The sequence below is a fragment of the Adhaeribacter swui genome, assembly GCF_014217805.1.
Classification (GTDB): Bacteria; Bacteroidota; Bacteroidia; order Cytophagales; family Hymenobacteraceae; genus Adhaeribacter; species Adhaeribacter swui.
In genome coordinates, this window is the sequence record NZ_CP055156.1 from 2,626,977 (window position 1) to 2,646,639 (window position 19,663).

15 protein-coding genes are annotated in these 19,663 nt (G+C 42.5%); 10 read left to right on the forward strand and 5 right to left on the reverse strand.

The window, feature by feature from the left end:
• The first annotated feature begins 106 nt into the window (after window positions 1–106).
• The 7 genes from HUW51_RS11425 (at window position 107) to HUW51_RS11455 (ending at window position 10,547) form a co-directional block, all read left to right on the forward strand.
• Complete coding sequence (locus HUW51_RS11425) at window positions 107–1,867, forward strand: AMP-dependent synthetase/ligase (RefSeq protein ID WP_317175625.1); 1,761 nt, start codon at window positions 107–109, stop codon at window positions 1,865–1,867.
• Window positions 1,868–3,213: 1,346 nt separating this feature from the next.
• Window positions 3,214–3,651: a MarR family winged helix-turn-helix transcriptional regulator gene (locus tag HUW51_RS11430; RefSeq protein ID WP_185274161.1), complete on the forward strand. Its 438-nt coding sequence runs from the start codon at window positions 3,214–3,216 to the stop codon at window positions 3,649–3,651.
• A gap of 77 nt (window positions 3,652–3,728) precedes the next feature.
• Window positions 3,729–6,131, forward strand: a complete 2,403-nt coding sequence (locus HUW51_RS11435) for a 3-hydroxyacyl-CoA dehydrogenase/enoyl-CoA hydratase family protein (protein ID WP_185274162.1) — start codon at window positions 3,729–3,731, stop codon at window positions 6,129–6,131.
• A gap of 174 nt (window positions 6,132–6,305) precedes the next feature.
• Window positions 6,306–7,484 (forward strand): thiolase family protein, encoded by a 1,179-nt coding sequence (locus HUW51_RS11440; RefSeq protein ID WP_185274163.1) that lies wholly within the window; start codon window positions 6,306–6,308, stop codon window positions 7,482–7,484.
• Window positions 7,485–7,514: 30 nt separating this feature from the next.
• A complete protein-coding gene (locus HUW51_RS11445) occupies window positions 7,515–7,877 on the forward strand; it encodes a four helix bundle protein (protein WP_185274164.1) in 363 nt (120 codons plus the stop codon).
• A 40-nt stretch (window positions 7,878–7,917) separates the two neighbouring features.
• Entirely contained in the window at window positions 7,918–9,702 is a 1,785-nt protein-coding gene (locus tag HUW51_RS11450) for an acyl-CoA dehydrogenase family protein (protein WP_185274165.1), read from the forward strand.
• 659 nt (window positions 9,703–10,361) lie between these two features.
• The gene (locus tag HUW51_RS11455) at window positions 10,362–10,547 is read left to right on the forward strand and encodes a hypothetical protein (protein WP_185274166.1); all 186 of its coding nucleotides are present in this window, start codon (window positions 10,362–10,364) and stop codon (window positions 10,545–10,547) included.
• Window positions 10,548–10,557: 10 nt separating this feature from the next.
• Here HUW51_RS11455 and recG read toward each other — a convergent pair whose 3' ends face one another.
• From recG to mutY, 5 genes are all read right to left on the reverse strand, one after another.
• Window positions 10,558–12,651, reverse strand: coding sequence for an ATP-dependent DNA helicase RecG (gene recG, locus HUW51_RS11460; protein ID WP_185274167.1), 2,094 nt, complete (start codon window positions 12,649–12,651; stop codon window positions 10,558–10,560).
• Between the two features lie 117 nt (window positions 12,652–12,768).
• Window positions 12,769–13,368: a gliding motility lipoprotein GldD gene (gldD, locus tag HUW51_RS11465; protein WP_185274503.1), complete on the reverse strand. Its 600-nt coding sequence runs from the start codon at window positions 13,366–13,368 to the stop codon at window positions 12,769–12,771.
• Window positions 13,349–14,716, reverse strand: a complete 1,368-nt coding sequence (gene gldE, locus HUW51_RS11470; RefSeq protein ID WP_228467045.1) for a gliding motility-associated protein GldE — start codon at window positions 14,714–14,716, stop codon at window positions 13,349–13,351. Before gldE ends, gldD begins: the two co-directional genes overlap by 20 nt.
• 36 nt (window positions 14,717–14,752) lie before the next feature.
• The gene (locus HUW51_RS11475; RefSeq protein WP_185274168.1) at window positions 14,753–15,199 is read right to left on the reverse strand and encodes a single-stranded DNA-binding protein; all 447 of its coding nucleotides are present in this window, start codon (window positions 15,197–15,199) and stop codon (window positions 14,753–14,755) included.
• 48 nt (window positions 15,200–15,247) lie between these two features.
• A complete protein-coding gene (gene mutY / locus HUW51_RS11480; RefSeq protein WP_185274169.1) occupies window positions 15,248–16,330 on the reverse strand; it encodes an A/G-specific adenine glycosylase in 1,083 nt (360 codons plus the stop codon).
• 201 nt (window positions 16,331–16,531) lie between these two features.
• On the opposite strand from mutY, the gene HUW51_RS11485 reads away from it, so the two are divergent.
• From HUW51_RS11485 to HUW51_RS11495, 3 genes are all read left to right on the forward strand, one after another.
• Window positions 16,532–16,837 (forward strand): HU family DNA-binding protein, encoded by a 306-nt coding sequence (locus HUW51_RS11485; protein ID WP_185274170.1) that lies wholly within the window; start codon window positions 16,532–16,534, stop codon window positions 16,835–16,837.
• A gap of 48 nt (window positions 16,838–16,885) precedes the next feature.
• The gene (locus HUW51_RS11490) at window positions 16,886–17,782 is read left to right on the forward strand and encodes a tetratricopeptide repeat protein (protein ID WP_228467008.1); all 897 of its coding nucleotides are present in this window, start codon (window positions 16,886–16,888) and stop codon (window positions 17,780–17,782) included.
• Between the two features lie 242 nt (window positions 17,783–18,024).
• Window positions 18,025–19,638, forward strand: a complete 1,614-nt coding sequence (locus tag HUW51_RS11495) for an Rne/Rng family ribonuclease (RefSeq protein WP_185274171.1) — start codon at window positions 18,025–18,027, stop codon at window positions 19,636–19,638.
• Window positions 19,639–19,663: the final 25 nt, after the last annotated feature.

Here is a 19,663-nt window from a genome sequence, read left to right on the forward strand (position 1 = left end):
GGAAAGTATTATATTTCGGAGATGCCTTTTTTTTAGCTAGCGTATAGCTGGTATCTTGTTACAGGTTTTAGTTCTTAAAAAAGTACCGCGTCTGCGTTTTAACACCATGCTGCAAATAACCCGAGCCTTTGATATTTTAGCTTATCAATTACAAAAGTATCCGCAAACCGATTGTTTAACGGCTAAAATTAACGATACCTGGCAAAAACAAAGCACCCAGGAAGTACTCGATGCCGTGAACCAGTTTAGCTTGGGTTTGCTGGCCCTGGGTTTTAAAAAAGACGATAAAATTGCTTTAGTTTCTTTTAACCGTCCCGAGTGGATTATTGCGGATTTAGGCATTCAGCAGATTGGCGCCGTAAGCGTGCCTTTGTACCCCACCATTACCGAAGACGATTACCGCTATATTTTTAAAGAAGCCGAAGTTAAATTAATCCTGGTTTCGGAAGAAAAATTATACAACCGGGTAAGTGCCGCTACCGCTGAAATTGGCGGAATCCAGGGTATTTATTCTTTCGATCGCCTTACCGGGGTTAAGCATTGGTCCGAAATTACCAACCAGGCCCAAGAAGCAGATCTGGACCGTTTAAAAGTCATGAAAGCTGCGGTTACCCCCGAAGATTTATTTACGATTATTTATACCTCGGGCACTACCGGCAACCCTAAAGGGGTAATGCTTACCCATAACAACATTGTGAGTAATTATAAATCTTGCAAGCCCTACGTGCCGGTAAATAACCAACACCGCGCCTTAAGTTTTTTACCGCTGTGCCACATTTACGAGCGCATGCTATCGGTGCTGTACATAGCCGAGGGTGTGAGTATTTATTACGCCGAAAGTATTGAAAAAGTAGCTGAAAATCTGCGCGAAGTAAAACCGCATGTATTTGCCACCGTGCCGCGTTTACTGGAAAAAGTGTACGATAAAATTGTAGCGAAAGGCAAAGAACTAACCGGCGTTAAAAAATCTTTATTTTTCTGGGCTTTAGAGTTAGGCTTGCAGTACGATGTGCGCGGTATGAGCGCCTGGTACAGTACGCAACTAGCTATAGCTAATAAGTTAATTTTTAATAAATGGCGCGAAGCTTTGGGCGGCAACGTTATTGCTATTGTATCGGGGGGAGCTGCCTTGCAACCACGTTTGGCCCGGGTGTTCGGAGCGGCCAATATCCGGGTGATGGAAGGGTACGGTCTCACCGAAACCTCGCCGGTAATTGCGGTTAACCGGCATAATCCCGAAGACCACATGATTGGCACGGTTGGTCCGCCGGTAGATGCTATTGAAGTAAAAATTGCGGAAACCGACGGCGAAATTTTAACGCGTAGCGCCAGCGTCATGAAAGGTTACTACAAACACCCGGAACTCACCGCTGAAGTTATTAGCCCGGAAGGCTGGTTTCATACCGGCGATATTGGCGAGATGGTAGAAGGTAAATATTTAAAAATTACCGACCGCAAAAAAGAAATGTTTAAAACCTCCGGGGGAAAATACATTGCACCGCAGCTCATCGAAAATAAACTAAAAGAATCGGTTTTGATTGAGCAAGTAATGGTCATCGGCGATGGCCGGAAGTTTGCTTCAGCTTTAATCGTGCCTTCTTTCCCGGATTTGCGCGAGTGGTGCCGGCAAAATAACATTGCTTACACTACCGATGCCGAAATGATCAATACCCCCGAAGTGCAATCGTTGTATGATCAGGAAGTGCGAAAATATAACCAGCATTTTGCGCAATGGGAGCAAATTAAACGCCACGAACTACTTCCGAAATTGTGGAGCATTGAAACCGGCGAATTAACGGCTAAATTAAGTTTAAAGCGGAAAGTGATCTTGCAAAATAACCAGGCGCTCATCGAAAAAATTTATTAGTGGCTACTTGCCATAGGTTTAAATTTGTTTGACATGTTGCACCTTACGTTTTAGCAAATTTTTAATTTTTTTCATTTTCAAGAGCCGTTACCAAGTAGGACTGCACAGTATAAAGTGGAATAACGGGTTGTTCTTTGGCGTCTTTGCAAGCCTCCAGGCTCTTTCTCTGGCGCAAGTTTTCAAACTTGTGCCTATCTATAAGGTAAAGCCTCTGACTTTACTCCGGCTTTCAGCCGGAACCCGCATCGGCTGAAGCAAGCTGCTAAAAAGTAAAATTTTAAAAATTTAGTAATTTACTGTACTTACTTGGAGCCTTTTCAAGGCTCCAGGCTATGGTGCTATCTAGTTTGATATTTCAAGTTTTGCCTCGTGGCCGGCGGGCCTCGTTTGGCTCTTCCGCACTCGCTATCCTTCCTTTCCTCGACTCCGTCTGCGGAATTTTGCTGCGCAAAACCGGAACCCTAGCAGGTGCTCCACAGCCAAACTGGTGTCAGTTACGCTTAGCAACGGCTATTCTGATTTTAGGCATTTAGAATAAATAAAAATAAATAAATTAGAATAGATAATGTTTGTACTTTAAGTAACTGGATAAATTAAAATATAATTGAAAGGTTGAGGGTAAAAGCTCCCCTCCTAAGTTTAGAAGCTAATCTTGTAGGCAAACTATGCAAACAATTGATATTTAAATAGTTGTATTAATAAAATTATTGGTATAAATATTTGGTTACCAGCTTCTTATCAAATAACCATACAAGATTAGGTTTAGGAGGGGTAGGGGTGGTTGTTTCTTATTAAAGCTACCAAGGAAATGAATATTTTTTTCTGTCCAACTTCTTATTTTTGGTAGTTGTAAAAGTAATTGTCAAGAAGTTCTAAACTGAAAAATAATTCTGATTCCCTAATGCCTGATGCTAAGTAGCTAAACGCAACCGACACCAGTTTGGCTGTTGAGGGCCTTCAAAGTTTTCGGTTCTGCGCAGCAGAATTCCGACGTAAGGAGGAAAGGAAGGCTAGCCCGTGCGAGAGAGCCAAACGAGGCCCGCCGGCCATGAGGCAAACGCAACCCGTTCCAATAAGATGGAACCAGTAAATGGAGGCTTGCAAAGACTCCAAGAAATAAAGTAGAATACCCAACTAATTCCCCAGCTTCTATAAAATTGAGTTCTTCAATTCGGTATTATATACTTAACAATCTGTTGTTTCCTAATTCACGCCACAACTTAAATTTTCCCGTAAAATCTTAAGTAGTCTACTCTTGATAAAGGAAGCAAAAACTTTAAAAATATAGTATGCAAGCATAATAAATTTTTAAAAAATTCGTATATTTGGTAACACCGCCTTAATCTATGAAGCCCGAAGAAACTGTTGATTATAATGTAAAAGTGTGCTGGCATGCCATTGCCCGAATGTATAACCTGCAAGCGGCTAAGTTTGATATTACCACTTCCATAGGTTTCGTGCTTTTAAACATTCATCCGCAGGAAGGTACTCCGGCTACCAAAATTGCGCCCAAAATGGGCCTGGAAGCCCGCAGCTTAACCCGCATCTTAAAAAGCATGGAAGAAGATGGCTTGATTTACAAAGTAGGCGATGCGGTGGATAAACGGTCGGTGCGCATATTCTTAACCGAGAAAGGCTTAGAAAAGAAAGAACTGGCCCGGCAAACGGTAAGAACCTTTAACCAGAAAGTGCGGGAGCATGTACCTGAAGCTGATCTGTCGATTTTTTTTAAAGTAATCAACCAAATCAACGGCTTAATTGAGAGTAAAGAAATTTACAAATAAAGCCTGGTTGTAGGTATAAATAATATTCAAAGAAAAAGAAGTCTAGTGTCTAACATCCTGATACTTGTGTCTATCAAATGAAAAGAATTATTAAAAAAGTTGCGGTTTTAGGTTCGGGCATCATGGGCTCGCGTATTGCCTGTCATTTTGCGAACATTGGGGTACCGGTTTTACTGCTTGATATTGCTCCGCAAGAACTTGCTCCCGAAGAAGCGCAACGTGGTTTAACCCTGGATCATCCTGCAGTCAAGAACCGGATTGTGAACAGCGCCTTGCAAACGGCTATTGGTTCTAATCCGGCCCCACTTTACCGGAAAGCCGATGCCAAGTACATTACTACCGGAAACTTTGACGATAATTTAAAAGATATTGCTTCCTGCGACTGGGTAATTGAGGTAGTAGTCGAAAATTTAAAAATTAAGCAAAGTCTTTACGAAAAAGTAGAACACTACCGCAAACCAGGTACACCTATTACCTCAAATACGTCGGGTATTCCTATTCATTTAATGGCTGCCGGCCGTTCCGAAGATTTCCGGAAACACTTTTGCGGAACGCATTTTTTTAATCCGCCGCGCTACTTAAAACTGCTCGAAATTATTCCGACCCCCGAAACCGATAAAAGTGTAATAGATTTTCTGTTGCATTACGGCGACTTGTATTTGGGCAAAACTACCGTACTGGCCAAAGATACACCGGCCTTTATTGCCAATCGTATCGGTATTTTCGGTATTATGGATACGTTCAGTCAAATGCAAAAGCTGGGCTTAAACATCGACGAGGTCGATCAGATTACGGGTCCTGTAACCGGCCGTCCAAAATCAGCTACTTTTCGCACTTTAGATGTAGTAGGCCTGGACACTCTGGCCAAAGTAGCGCAGGGTTTGTACCAAACCGGCGAGCAAGACGAAGCCCGGGAGTTATTTCAGTTACCGGCTTACGTACAGCAAATGCTCGAAAAAAACTGGTTAGGCGATAAAACTGGCCAAGGATTTTACAAAAAAACTAAAAATGCGCAGGGCGAAACGGAGATCTTAACTTTAGATTTAAATTCGCTGGAGTACGCTCCCAAGCAAAAAGTAAAATTTGCCAGTCTGGAGCCGCTCAAAACCCAAGATAACTTAAAACTTCGCCTTAAAGCGTTGTATAACGCCGACGATAAAGCCGCCGCGTTTTTTAAAGCTACTTCGCATGGTTTATTTAGTTACATCTCGCACCGCATTCCGGAAATATCCGATGAATTATACCGCATTGATGATGCCATGCGCGCTGGTTTTGGGTGGGAAATTGGTCCGTTTGAGCTGTGGGATGCCTTAGGCGTAGCAGAAACCATAAAAGCCATGGAAGCCGAAGAGCGTAAGCCGGCCGCCTGGGTGTACGATTTTCTGGCCGCTGGTAACACTTCGTTTTATAAAACCAACCAGGGTACGCGCCTTTATTATGACATTCCCAGTAAAACTTACCAAAATATTCCGGGTACCGAAAGCTTTATTATTCTGGATAATTTCCGGGAAACCAACGTGGTCTGGAAAAATGCGGGCGCTACCTTGTTTGATATTGGCGATGGCATTTTAAACCTGGAGTTTCATACCAAAATGAATACGCTGGGCTCCGAAATTATTCAGGGTTTAAACAAAGCCATAGAAATTGGCGAAAAAGATTTTCGGGGTTTAGTAGTGGGCAACGATGCGCCCAACTTTTCGGCGGGAGCAAATTTGGCTTTGGTATACATGTATGCGCTCGATCAGGATTATGATGAACTCAACATCATGATCCGGCAGTTCCAAAATACCATGATGCGCATGCGCTACAGCGCTATTCCGGTAGTAGCTGCCCCGCATGGTTTAGCTTTAGGCGGCGGTTGCGAGCTAAGCTTGCACGCCGATAAAATTCAAGCGGCCGCTGAAACGTACATTGGTTTAGTAGAATTTGGGGTAGGATTAATTCCAGGAGGCGGCGGCACCAAAGAAATGACGCTTCGCACCGCAGATTCATTCGAAGAAGGCGATCCGGAGTTTAATAGTTTGCGCAATACCTTCACCACCATTGCTATGGCCAAAGTATCCACTTCCGCCGAAGAAGCCTTTGATCTAGGTTTTATGCGCCGGGGCGATGCCATTACCATTAACAACAACCGCTTACTCGCCGAGGCTAAACTGGCTGCTATAGAATTGGCGGAAGCAGGTTACGTACAACCTGTACCGCGCAAGGATATTAAAGTACTAGGGCGTGGTGCTTTAGGAATGTTTATTTCGGGCGTGTACGCCATGTACGAAGGAAGTTATATCTCAGAGCACGACCAGAAAATCGCCCGCAAACTGGCCTATGTTATGTCGGGTGGCGATTTATCCGCTCCTACTTTAGTTTCTGAGCAGTACTTGTTAGATCTGGAACGCGAAGCATTTTTGTCTTTAACCGGTGAGCGCAAAACTCTGGAGCGCATTAAAAGCATTTTAACTTCAGGTAAGCCGTTGCGGAATTAGAAAATTTTAAAAATTTAAAAAATGGATTAGAACTGGTTTGCTTTTTATCGAACAACGCCCATTCTTCCGTCAGGCTAGCTATTTGGTGTAGCCGGTTAGATCCTTTCAGGATGACAGAAGGCGTGATAAATTAAAAATCTAATCTCCAATATCGAATATCTAACATCTAAAAATATGCAAAATGCCTATATCGTAGCCGGTTATCGTTCGGCTATTACCAAAGCAAACCGGGGCGGCTTCCGGTTTACCCGCCCCGACGACTTAGCCGCCGATGTGATCAAGCATTTGCTGGCTTCGGTGCCCCAGTTAGATCCGGAGCGGGTAGATGATCTAATTGTAGGAAATGCCGTTCCAGAAGCAGAACAAGGCTTACAAATGGGCCGGATGATTGCTTTACTTTCGCTGCCAACCAGTGTTTCTGGGATGACGGTAAACCGTTACTGCGGCTCCGGGATCGAAACCATTGCGATTGCCTGTAGTAAAATTGCCGCCGGTATTTCGGACTGCATTATTGCCGGAGGTACCGAGTCTATGTCGCTGGTACCAACGGTGGGTTTTAAAACGGCTCCCAATTATAACTTGGCGGTAAAGCATCCGGAGTATTTTTTGAGTATGGGCTTAACCGCTGAAGCCGTAGCTAAAGATTATAATGTTTCCCGCGAAGATCAGGACGAATTCTCTTATAACTCGCACCAAAAAGCGATAAAAGCCATGGAGGCCGGTTTGTTCCAGGAGCAGATTGTACCCATTACCATCGAAGAAACTTACGTTGACGAGAACAACAAAAAGAAAACCCGCTCCTACGTGGTAGATACCGACGAAGGTCCTCGAGCCGATACTTCTTTAGAGAAATTGGCCAAGCTAAAACCGGTATTTGCGCAAAATGGTACTGTAACCGCCGGTAACGCTTCCCAAACCTCAGATGGTGCTGCTTTTGTACTGGTTATGAGCGAGCGCCTAGTGAAAGAATTAAACCTGGAACCGATTTCCCGTATGGTTACTTACGCTACCGGCGGGGTAGACCCGCGCATAATGGGTATGGGGCCGATTGCCGCCGTACCTAAAGCTATTAAACAAGCTGGCATGCACCTGAACGATATTGACCTATTCGAAATAAACGAAGCTTTTGCCGCCCAAACCTTAGCCGTAGTCCGGCATTTAGATATTCCGGAAGAAAAACTAAACGTGAGTGGTGGCGCTATTGCTACCGGTCACCCATTAGGGTGCTCGGGTGCTAAACTCAGCATCCAACAATGGCACGAACTCCGTCGCCGCAAGCAAAAGTACGGCCTGGTAACTGCTTGCGTCGGTGGCGGCCAAGGCGTAGCGGGGATTTATGAATTATTAAAGTAGTAGGTATTAGGTAGCAAGTATCAGGATAAGATGCATAATTTCAAAGAACTGAAAGTCTGGCAAGAAGCAATGGAGTTAGCAAAAGAGGTTTATTTAACTACAGCCACTTTTCCTGCTGGAGAAAAGTTTGGTTTAGTTTCTCAAATCAACCGTTCTGTCGTTTCTATCCCATCTAACATTGCCGAAGGAGCTGGCCGCAGTTCCAATAAGGAATTGTCTCAATTTTTAAGTATATCAATTGGGTCTGCTTTTGAATTGGAAACACAGCTTTTACTTGCTCGTAACCTCAACTTTTTGCCTAAAGAAAAATCTGATTATCTCATTCAAAAAGTTTCAAAAATTCAGAGAATGCTATCTGTGTTAAAGAAAAGAATTATTGAAAAGTCATCTTAAAATTTGTCTTTATACCTAATACTTGATACCTGATACTAAAATGGAAGTAGCTAATAAAACCCTAAAAGGCGGCGAGTTTCTGATAAAAGAAACACCCGCGGCCGATGTATTTATTCCGGAGGAATTTAACGAAGAGCAGCGCATGATGGCCGATACGGCCAAGGAATTTGTACAAACGCAAGTAGAACCCCTGCTAGATAGACTCGATAACCACGAAGAAGGGCTAATGGAAGGTTTAATGCAACAAGCCGGCGATTTAGGTTTGTTCGCTTTGAGTTTACCCGAAGAATTCGGTGGCTTTGATAAAGACTTCAACACGTCTTTGCTGGTTACGGAATCGGTAGGAGGAGGGCACTCGTTTCCGGTGGCTTTTGCGGCGCATACCGGTATTGGCATGCTGCCTATCTTGTATTTCGGTACGGAAGAACAAAAGCAAAAATACTTACCTAAACTAGCCAGTGGCGAGTGGACTGCGGCTTATTGTCTTACCGAACCTGGTTCCGGTTCCGATGCACTAGCCGCTAAAACTAAAGCGGTGTTGGATGCCAGCGGGGAAAACTACGTTCTGAATGGCCAAAAAATGTGGATTACTAATGCTGGTTTTGCGCAGGTGTTTATTGTTTTTGCCCAGGTAGATGGCGATAAATTTACCGGCTTTATTGTGGAAAAAGATTTTCCCGGATTTAGTTTGGGAAACGAAGAGCATAAAATGGGGATTAAAGGCTCTTCTACGCGCCAGGTTTTCTTAACCGATTGCGTGGTGCCCAAAGAAAACGTGCTCGGGCAAATTGGTAAAGGCCATTTAATTGCTTTTAACATTTTAAACTTAGGCCGGATTAAATTAGCGGCCGCTACCTTGGGAGCTTCCAAAAAAGTAATTAATCTGGCCGTGAAATACGCCAATGAACGTTCTCAATTTAAAATTCCGATTTCCAAGTTTGGGGCTATCCGCCACAAATTAGGCCAAATGGCTACCCGGATATTTGCCAGCGAATCGGCCTTGTACCGCACCGGCAATGCTATTTACCTGAAAGAACAAGAATTACTGGCTGCCGGAAAACCATTTTCTGAAGCCTTATTAGGCGCGGCCAAAGAATTTGCCGTGGAGGCTGCCATGTTAAAAGTAGACGGTTCTGAAACCCTGGATTATGTAGTAGATGAAGGCGTGCAAATTTACGGGGGCTACGGATATTCTGCGGATTACCCCATGGACCGCGCTTACCGCGATGCCCGCATTAACCGCATTTTCGAAGGCACCAACGAAATTAACCGCATGCTTACCGTGGATATGCTCCTGAAGAAAGCTTTAAAAGGAGAACTGGATTTAATGAGTCCCGCTAAAGCCATTCAGGAAGAGCTCATGAGTATTCCAGATTTTGGCGAAGAGGAAGAAGGCCTTTTTGTAGCCGAAAAGAACATTATCCGGAACATGAAAAAAGCTATTCTACTCGTTGCAGGTACGGCAGTACAAAAGTTTATGATGACCCTGGAAAAAGAACAGGAAATACTCATGAACATTGCCGATATGGCCATAAAAACCTATACTGCAGAGTCTGCACTTTTGCGGGTAGAAAAACTCATTAACCTGAAAGGAGAAGAGGCTACCGCTCGCCAGAAAGATATGGCTCTGGTGTATTTGTACGAAGCCTTAGATGCAATTTACTTAGCCGGTAAAGACGCTATTGCGGCCATGGCCGAAGGCGACGAATATAAATTGCTATTTATCGGGATTAAACGGTTTACCAAAGCCGAACCATTTAATACGAAAGAAGCCCGCCGGCGCATTGCCGCCGACATGATTCAGCAAAACCAATTTATTTACTAAGCGTACGGATTAAATGCTGTAAAAGCCGGCTCCTTGTTAACAGGGGCTGGCTTTTTTAATTATTTAAAATTTACTATTCATTTACGCGCAAGAGTGTTTACTCTGGCAACATGTTTAACGGTTAAGTCATGAATGATTCATGATAAGTTTAGGTGTTCTGTTTATTACAAGATAAGCTAATATCCTATTTCTAAATCAAATAAGTAAAGCGTTTTGTAGCGTGTACAAAGTAAAATATTTTAAAATTTTAATATTTCTGTTCCTGATTTTAAAGCTTCTGTGTTAACAAACTATTACCTGAAAATTGGATGGAATACAAGCGGATGGTTGAACAGTATTGTTAAAACAGATTTTAAATGAAAATTTAAAGAATATGATAGGATTATTCTAATTTGGTTAAAATTGTATCAATTAACCTTATTACCTTTATAGTCTGAAGTAAGTAAAAGTATCTCTTACTTTTATTTTATTTATTGTATACCTAAAAGGTTGTTAAGTAAGTTATATAATTCAGGGAATTTTAAAAAATGCTCTTTAACAACGAAACATCTTTTTAGATAAAAAAAAGAAAGCTTTTACATTTAGCTAGCTAATTTATTATAAGCTTAGTTCTTAGTAGTATTAGTAAAGTTCTAGTTGTAAACAGATTAAATGCTTATATGAAATCTATACTTAAGTTGTTGTTATTAGGAAGTTTAATGGTGATTAGTCGTTTAAATAAAGAAAACGGGCAGCTTACCGCTAAATCAGATAAAGAAGTTACGCCAACCCCTTATACGGTTAATAATAATTATACGAAATTGGTAAATTCACCTATTCAGCAATTTTATATCAGCCAGAAATAATACTTTCTTTTTAGCTTATTCTGCTCCAGTTTACAGTATTTGCCTGCAGCGATTGAATATGCTGCCGGATATTTTCGTGTTCAGGTAAAACTAATTCCGGGTCGTGGGCCAGAATCTCCTGAGCAGCCGCCCGGGACTCTTGTAGTATTTTTGCGTCTTTAGCCAAATCGGCAATTAATAAATCTAATACCCCACTTTGCTGGGTGCCCATTAAGTCGCCGGGCCCACGCAGTTTTAAGTCTATATCGGCAATTTCAAAGCCGTTGTTCGTACGAACCATTGTTTCAATACGAATTTTACTTTCCTTGCTTAATTTGTAGCTGGTCATCAGAATGCAATAACTTTGCTCCGCACCCCGGCCAACCCGTCCGCGTAATTGGTGCAGTTGCGAGAGTCCAAACCTTTCCGCACTTTCTATAATCATAACCGATGCATTGGGTACGTTTACGCCTACTTCGATTACGGTAGTGGCTACCATAATCTGGGTTTCGTTTTTTACAAAGCGCTGCATTTCAAAATCTTTGTCCTGGGGTTTCATTTTGCCGTGTACCATGCTAATCTGGTATTCCGGAAAGGCCCGCGTCACGCTTTCGTAACCATCCATCAAATCTTTGTAGTCCATCGTTTCTGATTCTTCGATGAGCGGGTACACGATATACACCTGGCGGCCTAATTTTATTTGCTCGCGCAAAAAGCCAAACACCCTCAACCGGTGCGCATCGTAACGGTGCACCGTAATTATTTCTTTGCGGCCAGCTGGTAATTCGTCAATTACCGATACATCTAAGTCGCCGTACAAAGTCATGGCTAAGGTACGGGGAATAGGAGTGGCCGTCATGACGAGCACGTGCGGAATAACGCGCGGATTTTTCTGCCAAAGTTTAGAGCGTTGGGCTACCCCAAACCGGTGTTGCTCATCGATGATGCAAAGCCCCAAATTTTTAAATTTTACGACATCTTCCAGTAAAGCATGCGTGCCCACGATCATGCTCATCTCCCCGGATTGGAGTTGTTCGTGTAAAATCCGGCGTTCGCTTTGTTTAGTTGAACCGGTAAGTTTGCCAATCAGAATGCCCAGTTTATCGGCGTATTGCTTTAAACCTACGTAGTGCTGATCCGCCAGGATTTCGGTGGGGGCCATCAAACAAGCTTGTGCGCCATTATCGTGCGCAATAAGCATGGAAATAAATGCCACAATGGTCTTGCCGCTCCCTACATCGCCTTGCAGTAAGCGGTTCATTTGTTTGCCGGCTCCTAAATCTTTGTAAATTTCTTTGATTACCCGTTTTTGTGCGTTGGTTAAATCAAAGCCTAAATGGTGATTATAAAACTCGGTTAGGGTGGATACGTTTTTAAAAATTTGACCTTTTAAGTCGGCTTTACGAACGGTTTTCTGACGTAATAATTTAAGCTGCACGTAAAACAACTCTTCAAACTTTAGCCGGAACCGGGCCGCCGTTAGCTTTTCTGCGGATGCCGGGAAATGAATGTTTTGTAAAGCATCCCCTTTAGAAATCATGCGGTAGTGGTCCAGGAGATTAAAGGGCAACGTTTCTTTAACCTGCGGTTGAGCCAACTTTAGCAATTCGGCCATCATACGGCTAATGGCTTTGCTATCGATGCGGTGATTTTTTAATTTTTCGGTGGTATTGTAAACCGGCTGCAGGAAACTTTGATCGGCTTTAAGTTCGCTAACGGCTTCTACTTCCGGGTGGGCCATATTTAACCGGCTATTAAACAGCGTTGGCTTCCCGAAAACTACATATTCTAAGTTTTTCTGCAGTTGGGTCTGCATCCATTTAACGCCCTTAAACCAAACCAACTCCAGTTCGCCGGTATTATCTTGCAGAATAACCGATAAGCGTTGCTTCCGGCCTTCGCCCAGTAATTCTTTGGCTTTCACAAAACCTTTAACCTGCACAAAAGGCAAACCTTCGTCGAGCTCCGCAATTTTATAAAATTGGGTGCGGTCTAAGTAGCGAAATGGGTAATGTTGAATAAGATCGCCGTAAGTAAAGATATTAAGCTCTGTTTGCAGCAACGTGGCTCTTTGTGGCCCTATTCCTTTCAGAAACTCTATTTTAGTACGGAAAAAGTTAGACACTCTTTTGAACTATGAATTAGAAATTAGAAATGAGTTTAATTTGGAAGGATTTCATTTCTTAATTTTATGGGGTTTGCTTCTTTCGTTTTCAATCAATATTAAATTTTACTTCAATTTCTAATTAGCTTTTCTCCACTCCAAAGTATTCAGTAGGTGAATAACGTCTTTCTTGATATACTCGATTACGGGAGCCAGGGAATCGTTGGCGGTAGCGGTACGGAAGTACAAGGCACCCCGGAAAAAATGCTGCGTAGAATCGGTTACGTAGAACTGAAACTGGCTGGGTACTTCGCCGCTGAGTTCAAATAAATTGGCCGTTTTGCCGCTCGGCGTTTTTATCAGAGCCTCGGTAATACCTTCGGCTTTAATCTGGTGTTTAGACGTAAGCCGCCGGGCATCTTCAATCAGGGTATTAAACGTTTTTTGGTTATGATTAATGGTGCGGTAAGTTAATTGCACGTTGGCATTAAACCGGGGATAATATACGTTTAACCAATGCGGTTCGGCGAGCCGCGAAGAATCGGGTCGGATTTTACTATATACCGAGTACTCAAAATAAAAGGGGTGCTTTTCCTGTAATGGCTGATACTTTGGTACGGGTAAATCAATGCGGTTGTAGCCTTTGGGCTTAGGCGTAAATTCTTCGGAACAAGAATAAAAGCAAAGAGAAACAAGACACAACAATAAAAATGGCTGCCTAAACAACCGACGATACATTTTCTTTGCTTTCTCCCACATGTACTTTTACTCTTTTAACGTGTTTGTTATCGGCTTCTTCTATAACAAATTTAAATTTTTCAAATTCCACATCTTCGCCGTTCTGCGGTATTTTAGAGAACAGTTCAATCATTAAACCACCTACCGATTCGTTTTTGCCCCGTACTGGTTCAAATATATCCGAAGTGCACCCAATTACCCGGCAGAAATCGGCCAGCGAGGTTTTACCCTCAAAGATATAGGTATTTTCATCGATCTGGGAGTAAACTATTTCATCTTCTTCGTCAAACTCATCTTTTATTTCGCCTACAATTTCTTCAATCACGTCTTCAAAGGTAAGTAAACCGGAGGTGCCGCCGTATTCGTCCACCACAATGGCCATGTGCACGTGGCGTTCCTGAAAATCGCGCAGCAAATCGTCTACTTTTTTAATTTCGGGTACAAAATACGGTGGCCGGAGTAAGTTTTGCCAGGCAAAATCGGCGGGAGCATCTAAGTGGGGCAGTAAATCTTTTACATATAAAATACCTTCAATCTGGTCGATGCTGCCGGCGTAAACCGGAATGCGCGAGTACTCCCACTGGTTTATTAACGGAATAAGTTCGTCGAGCTTTTGGGTAATATCAAAAGCGGCAATATCCATGCGGGAGCACATAATCTGCTTTACCGTGAGCGACCCAAAATTGACAATGCCCTTTAAAATTTCTTTTTCTTCGTGGGTAGAATCGGGAATGCTGGCTTCATCGATGGCGTGTTGCAGTTCCTCAATTTTATGCGTAGTTGGCCGGTTACGGTAGCGGTTTTCGACCAGGTGCGTGATGTATAACAGCAGATTAATTAAGGGTGCTAATATTTTTTGAGAACCTTGTAAAAAGCCAGCCATCCGGCGGGCAGTAGTTAAGCTTTTTTGGTTAGCGTAAACTTTAGGCAAAACTTCGCCAAAAAATACGATAACAAAGGTAAGTAATAAGGTAATCACCAACAGTATGCCTGCGGTAAAGGTGCTGGAGGTAATAAAGGCCCAATACAGGTGCAGAGTAATTACTATAATGCTCAAGTTTATTAGATTATCGAGCACCAATAAGGTGGTAAGCAGCCGGCGTGGATTTTCCAGTAAAACAGGAATAAGTTGCTCCGAACGCTTAGCGCTTTGCCGACAGTAAATTAAATCGTTATTGGAAAGGGAAAAAAAAGCAACCTCAGCTCCGGAAACCAGGGCTGAGGCTATTAATAATAACAAAATACATATAACCGGAGTATACGGCAGTCCACCCGACAAATCGGATATAAAAAGCCATAAGGAGAGCAACCAGGAACTACTACTCGCCGGGTCGCCGCCCGAATCCACGTTTTCCAAAATAAAATTATTTAGTGAAACATCGGGTTAAAAAGGTAAATCATCGGGTTCACCTTCAAAAGCCGGGGCCGGCGTTTCTGTCCGGTTGTTGCCAGCAGAGGTTCCGCCCGAATATTGGTTTTGATTGCCATTGCCGGCATCGCTCCGGCCACCCAGCATAGTCATGTTATCGGCTACAATTTCGGTGGAGTAGCGCTGAATACCTTCTTTATCCTGGTAATTGCTGGTTCGGATTTTACCTTCAATGTATACCGACTGTCCTTTTTTTAAATATTTTTCTGCTACGTCGGCTAAACCGCGCCATACCACAATGTTGTGCCACTCGGTGCGTTCCTGCTTTTCGCCATTTTTATCTTTAAAAGTTTCGGAGGTGGCAATCGGGAAACGGGCAACGGCTACGCCGCCTTCTAAATGACGTACTTCCGGATCTTTACCCAGATTACCCACCAAAATTACTTTATTAACACTTGCCATAGGGTTTCGGTTTATGGATTTAAGGTTACAACGTAAAATTAAAGATAACTAAATTTTAATGTCGTGCAAATAGTCACTAATCAATACGGCTTTTGGTAATTGCTCGATTTCTGCTTTAGAATAAGCTGCTAAACCAGTATTTAAAAGTACTTCCTCCCTTAAACGAGATTCAAGCGGAATAAGATAAAATTTGGCCAAGATTTTCTGATGACTCAGAATACGTTTATACGTTTTTACAGGCTCTTGAATAAAAGCATATTCAACTGGGGCGTTTAACTGAGCAATATGTTGCTTAATAACCTCTAGGTTTAGGGTTGGTTCTTCTTCGTTGGGCAATAAATAAAAATCGTATAAACCTTGCCAGATATCGTTTTCAGCGCGTCTTTTTAAAAAAAATGTGTTTTCGTGCCTAAAAACAAGGTAATGAAAATGCCGCAAACGGCTGGCTTTCGCTTTAGTTTTGTGGGGTAATACCTGCACCAAACCGTGCTGAAAAGCGTAGCAAACCTGCTGCAACGGACAAAACAAACAATCGGGCATAAGGGGTGTACATTGAATAGCCCCGAACTCCATAATGGCCTGGTTGTACGTATCCGGATGTTCCGCCGAAATTAAAGAATCGGCTAATAGCTGAAATGCTTTTTTACCCGCACCACTGGCGGTATCTTCGGCTAAGCCAAACACCCGCGCCAATACCCGGTAAACATTGCCATCTACTACGGCCACTTTTTCTTTAAAAGCAAAAGAGGCGATCGCCGCCGCAGTATACGGGCCAATTCCTTTTAGTTGCAGTAAACCTTTATAGGTGTTAGGAAATATTCCGTGGCATTCGTGCGTTATGTACTTAGCTGTTTGATGCATGTTGCGGGCCCGGGAATAATAACCGAGTCCTTGCCAGTGGCGCAATACGTCGTCGATGGGGGCATGGGCTAAGTCCTGCACCGTTGGGTAAGTAGCGATAAAGTCCAGATAATAAGGCAGTCCCTGGCTTACCCGGGTTTGCTGTAAAATAACTTCGGACAGCCAAATAGCATACGGATCTTTGGTTTCGCGCCAGGGCAATGTGCGTTGGTGGCGGTTATACCAGTTTAATAAAGTATTCGCAAAAGCATCAGAATCAGGGGTTACCATTCTGGTATTATTAAAATTTAAAATTGCAAGATAAATAACAAAGTGCGGTAGTTAATGATTTTTTAAGCAAATAGTTTTTACTTATCGAAAAGTGGAAGTACCTTTGTGCCCCGATTTAAAGCTAAGCAATAGACGGAGTTAGCTTTAAATGCAACAATATAATTTATTATTTTTTCTAACTAACAAACCAATTTTACCACAGTGACTAAAGCAGAAGTAATATCAGAAATTGCAGACAAGACAGGTATCGAGAAAACGGATGTAGCGGCTACAGTTGAAGCGTTTTTCAAAGTAGTAAAGGATTCCATGTCTAATGGCAACAACATTTATGTGAGAGGTTTCGGTAGCTTTGTCAATAAAAAAAGAGCAAAGAAAGTAGCCCGTAACATTTCTAAAAATACGGCTATTATTATTGATGAACACTTCATCCCTTCTTTTAAACCTTCTAAATCATTTATTCAGAAAATAAAAAACAGTAAAAAACTAAACGTAGCTGCTGTTTCTTAATAAATATTTAAATCTGCATCTAACTTAATCTTTAACGTAATACCCAGATTGCAACTCAAAACGCTCCGACCTCAGATTTTAGTAGTAACCGCCGCTTTGGCGCTGATTATCGGTATGTTTTTTCTGCCGCGAGTTATTATAAACAAAGATAAGCAAGGTGCACTCTCTAAGGCAGGTGCGGCCCGCGATAAAGGGGCCGCACCTGCTGCCGGAGAAGAAAGCCATGAAGGGCATGCCCACGCTCCCGGCGAAGGGCATGATGCCGAAGAAGTAGCCCACGTAGAAGCCACTCCCCAGCAACTCGGCGAAATTCAATTGCTCCGCCGGCAATTTACCTCGGAGCAAAACAACGGTAACCGCTTAAAATTGGCTTCGCAATTAGGCGAAAAGTACGCCGCTATCAGCAAATACGACAGTGCCGGTTACTTTTATGAGCAAGCCGCCGAAATAAGACCCGGCGAAACGGCTTACCAAAAAGCTGCTGACCAGTATTTTGAAGCGTTTAGTTTTGCTGCTACCGAAGATCGCTCGAAAGTGCTCGGCGAAAAGGCCCGGGGGTTATACGAAAAAGTATTAAAAAACAACCCGGCTAACCTGGATGCTAAAACTAACATTGCTATGACGTATATTGCCAGCGAATCGCCGATGCAAGGAATAACGTTGTTACGGGAAGTAATTGCTACTGACCCGAATAACGAAAAAGCTTTGTTTAACTTAGGCATTCTCTCGATTCAATCTACGCAGTACGATAAAGCCGTAGAGCGATTTGAGAAACTGGTAAGCATTAACCCCAAACACGTACAAGGCAACTTTTATTTAGGGGTAGCCTTGGCCGAGTCGGGTAAAAAACAAGAAGCAGCAGCAGCTTTCAAAAAGGCTAAATCATTAAGTGATGATCCTGGTTTTCAGGCATCAGTAGATAATGAATTAAGTAAATTACAGTAAGTTTATTTAGCAGAAGCTAAATATTAAAAAAGAAATTAAAACAATTTTAAACAAAAAAAATTAAAGGTATGCCTTGCGGTAAAAAAAGAAAAAGACATAAAATCTCTACCCACAAAAGAAAAAAGCGTCTTCGTAAAAACAGACACAAGAAAAAATAATTTTTAGTTATTTTTTTGCAGGCCCACGTTGCAGCGCGCAATCGTGGGTTTTGGTATTTTAATTAACACCTAATCCTTAAAATAGTGAGTAATGAATTAATTATAAATTCTACTCAGGATGGGGAACGAATCGCGCTTCTACAAGATAAAAGGTTGGTCGAATATCATTTCGAAAGAAATGATACCAACTACACCGTAGGAGATATTTTTCTGGGTACGGTTAAAAAAGTAATGCCCGGATTAAACGCTGCTTTTATCGATATTGGCTACGAGAAAGATGCCTTTCTCCACTACCACGACCTGGGAGTTAACTTCCGGTCGTTAAGCAAATTCGTAAAAGTAGCCCAAACGCAAAAAAACGCTACGGCTCGTTTAAGCCAGTATAAATTTGAACCAGAAATTGATAAGCTCGGAAAAATCGGCGAGGTGCTGAAAAAAGGGCAGCAGTTGCTGGTGCAAATTGTAAAAGAACCTATTTCTACCAAAGGCCCGCGGCTCTCCTGTGAGTTGTCGCTGGCGGGCAGGTACCTGGTGTTGGTTCCGTTTTCAAATACGGTAAGCGTATCTAAGAAAATTGTGAGCAAAGACGAACGCCAGCGCCTGAAAAGACTCATTATGTCCATTAAACCCGAAAACTTCGGGGTTATTATCCGGACGGTAGCCGAAGGGCGCGATGTAGCAGAACTAGATAAAGATCTGCGCAGCATGGTAGCTAATTGGGAAGAAGGTTTTAATGTACTGCGTACGGCCAAAGAGCGCGATAAAGTTCTCGGCGAACTAGGAAGATCGTCGTCCATCCTGCGGGATATTTTAAACGAAAGTTTTGACAGCATTGTAGTGGATAACGACCGACTACACGAAGAAATCAAAACCTATATCGAGAAAATAGCCCCAGATAAAGCCCGGATTTTAAAACATTATTCCGGCAAAGTAAAAACATTTGAACAATACGGAATCGAAAAACAGTTAAAATCGCTGTTCGGTAAAACCGTAAGTATACCGGGAGGCGGTTACCTTGTAATCGAACACACCGAAGCCCTTCACGTAATCGACGTGAATAGTGGCAATAAATCAAATACCGAAACCGACCAGGAAGCCACGGCTTTAAACGTAAACCTGACGGCGGCCCGCGAAGTAGTAAGGCAGTTACGGCTCCGCGATTTAGGCGGCATTATTGTTACTGATTTTATTGATATGAAATCAGCGGAAAACCGCCAGAAAGTATTTGATGTAGTTAAAGAAGAGATGAAAAAAGACCGGTCTAAATCAACGGTTTTGCCTATCTCTAAATTTGGGTTAATGCAGATTACCCGCCAGCGCGTAAGACCGGAGCAGAATATTGTAACCGGCGAAGTTTGTCCGACTTGTAACGGCACTGGTAAAATATCGGCCAGCATTTTGGTTACCGACGAAATCGAAAATACCATTGACGATTTGTTAACTAACCAAAATCAGAAGAACATTACGCTTTACGTGCATCCGTTTTTACACGCGTATTACACCAAAGGCCTAATTTCGAAACAGTTGAAGTGGTTTTTCCATTATTATAAATGGATTGGAGTAATGAAAGACACATCGCTGGGCCTAACGGAATACAAGATAATGGACGAACGTAACGAAGAAATTGAGGTACACTCTAATGCCGCCATGGTAAACAGTGTACAAGATAAATTTGAAGCTGTTGATGAAGTAGTTTAATTTGTATTTGATGTATACACAAAAA

What these genes read in the sequence shown, in the direction of transcription:
- HUW51_RS11455 (WP_185274166.1), top strand. Translation starts at nt 10,362, where the DNA reads ATGAAATCTATACTTAAGTTGTTGTTATTAGGAAGTTTAATGGTGATT.
- HUW51_RS11445 (WP_185274164.1), top strand. Translation starts at nt 7,515, where the DNA reads ATGCATAATTTCAAAGAACTGAAAGTCTGGCAAGAAGCAATGGAGTTA.
- HUW51_RS11430 (WP_185274161.1), top strand. Translation starts at nt 3,214, where the DNA reads ATGAAGCCCGAAGAAACTGTTGATTATAATGTAAAAGTGTGCTGGCAT.
- HUW51_RS11475 (WP_185274168.1), bottom strand. Translation starts at nt 15,199, where the DNA reads ATGGCAAGTGTTAATAAAGTAATTTTGGTGGGTAATCTGGGTAAAGAT.
- HUW51_RS11425 (WP_317175625.1), top strand. Translation starts at nt 107, where the DNA reads ATGCTGCAAATAACCCGAGCCTTTGATATTTTAGCTTATCAATTACAA.
- mutY (WP_185274169.1), bottom strand. Translation starts at nt 16,330, where the DNA reads ATGGTAACCCCTGATTCTGATGCTTTTGCGAATACTTTATTAAACTGG.
- HUW51_RS11450 (WP_185274165.1), top strand. Translation starts at nt 7,918, where the DNA reads ATGGAAGTAGCTAATAAAACCCTAAAAGGCGGCGAGTTTCTGATAAAA.
- gldD (WP_185274503.1), bottom strand. Translation starts at nt 13,368, where the DNA reads ATGTATCGTCGGTTGTTTAGGCAGCCATTTTTATTGTTGTGTCTTGTT.
- HUW51_RS11435 (WP_185274162.1), top strand. Translation starts at nt 3,729, where the DNA reads ATGAAAAGAATTATTAAAAAAGTTGCGGTTTTAGGTTCGGGCATCATG.
- HUW51_RS11440 (WP_185274163.1), top strand. Translation starts at nt 6,306, where the DNA reads ATGCAAAATGCCTATATCGTAGCCGGTTATCGTTCGGCTATTACCAAA.